This is a genomic window from Candidatus Protofrankia californiensis (genome assembly GCF_900634765.1).
GTDB lineage: Bacteria > Actinomycetota > Actinomycetes > Frankiales > Frankiaceae > Protofrankia > Protofrankia californiensis.
The window spans coordinates 4,966-6,789 of record NZ_CAAAFT010000103.1 but is presented as its reverse complement, the minus strand read 5'-3'; the positions used below and the strand labels follow the sequence as shown (position 1 = coordinate 6,789).

The window sequence follows — 1,824 nt, the reverse complement described above, 5'->3', positions numbered from 1 at the left end:
AGCACGTACTCGTCGGTCTGGTGACGCACCCGGCGCGGGCCGGCGACGGCCAGCTCGGACAGCGCCACGATGTCGATCTCGATGTCGAAGTGCCCCGAGTTCGCGAAGATCGTGCCGTCTTTCATGGCCTCGAAGTGCTCGCGGCGCAGCACGTCCCGGTTGCCGGTGACGGTGATGAACACGTCACCGATGGCGGCAGCCTCGATCATCGGCAGGACGCGGAACCCGTCCATCGCCGCGTCCAGCGCCTTGGTCGGGTCGATCTCGGTGACGATCACGTTGGCACCCAGCCCCTTGGCCCGGGACGACACGCCCCGGCCGCAGTACCCGTAGCCGGCGACGACGACGGTCTTGCCGGCGAGCAGGGTGTTGGTGGCGCGGAAGATCGCATCCAGCGTCGACTGGCCGGTGCCGTACCGGTTGTCGAACATGTGCTTGGTGTCGGTGTCGTTGACCGCCACCATCGGGAAGCGCAACGCACCGTCCTTGGTCATCTGACGCAGCCGGATGACTCCGGTGGTCGTCTCCTCGCACCCGCCGCGTATGCCCGGGAGCACCTCGGTGCGGGTTGTGTGCAGCGTGTTGACCAGGTCGCAGCCGTCGTCGAAAACGTAGTGGGGGGCACCGTCCAGCGCCGCATTGATGTGCGCGTAGTAGCCGTCACGATCCACACCGTTGCGAGCGAAGGTGGGGATGCCGTACTCGGCAACCAGCGCGGCCGCGGTGTCGTCCTGCGTGGACAGCGGGTTGGACGCGCACAGCGCGAGCTGCGCTCCACCGGCGGCAAGCGCCCGCATGAGGTTGGCGGTCTCGGTCGTCACGTGCATGCAGGCAGCGATCTTCGCCCCCTCGAACGGGCGCTCGACGGCGAAGCGGTCGCGGATCTGACGGAGCACCGGCATGGACCAGTCCGCCCACTCGATACGTGTCTTGCCCTGCTGGGCGAGCGCAAGGTCGGCGATGTCGTTCTTGGGCAGCTCTGCCATCGAACTTCTCCTCTCAAGGGGCTGCGGACCCCGGGAAAGGGGAGACCGCGAACGCGGACGAACCACGGACGAACCACGAACCTCGGATCATTGGAGCGACCGGCAACAGGAGCGCTCTGAAACGACGTTACGACATCAGCCCTTGCGATCCGGTCTTCGCCTCCTCGAGCTCGACACGCGGCCGCTCTCGAGAAGATCATACAGATCGGCCACGGAAAGTCACAAATAGTCACAGAGGTGGGGTGAGGGGACGGTGCCCGGCGGTCTGGCAATCCGGACAGGGTCGCGTCGACCTGATCTGGCACGGCTCCCCACCCAGGCTCGCAGCCTGGATCACACCCACCCGCCCCATACCCTCACAGGTGGGGCAGAGCATGTTGACCTCACGCGTGACCGGCTCGGGCCTGTCACCGGAGGCCGCCCCAGGGCTCACCGGGTACGTCCCGCGACGTTACCCATCCCGTCACAGGTCCCGCAACGAACCATACGGTTCGTGCTGAAACCACCGTCGGCGTCCTGGCCGGCGAAGAACTTCGGCACCTCACCCGTACCGCGGCAGGTCGGGCACAGCTGTCTGCCCTCACCGCCGGAGCCACCGTCCCGGTCCCCGTTCTTACGACCCATCGCGTTGTCCGCCTCCGCGGCATTGCGGAGTAGTTCCTTGCCCACGGAACCACTTTACGCAACACGATAAACACGGTCCGGACATCCGAGACCTTCGAGCTCGGACAGACCACTATGTAGGCCCATCATCTTGGTCATCTTGGCCAGCCGCGTTCCGGCCGGTCGTCCGGACAACCCGGGAACTCCCCCGACAGCCACGCTCCACCCGGACGAC

At 66.4% G+C, this 1,824-nt stretch carries 2 protein-coding genes; both read right to left on the bottom strand.

Going from position 1 to position 1,824, the window contains the following annotated elements:
- Positions 1–986 (bottom strand): adenosylhomocysteinase (locus DD1DGNOD_RS06165; RefSeq protein WP_241255506.1); only part of this gene is annotated, 986 nt, incomplete at its 3' end.
- A gap of 429 nt (positions 987–1,415) precedes the next feature.
- Positions 1,416–1,655: a hypothetical protein gene (locus tag DD1DGNOD_RS06160; protein ID WP_131765649.1), complete on the bottom strand. Its 240-nt coding sequence runs from the start codon at positions 1,653–1,655 to the stop codon at positions 1,416–1,418.
- Between the last annotated feature and the right edge of the window lie 169 nt (positions 1,656–1,824).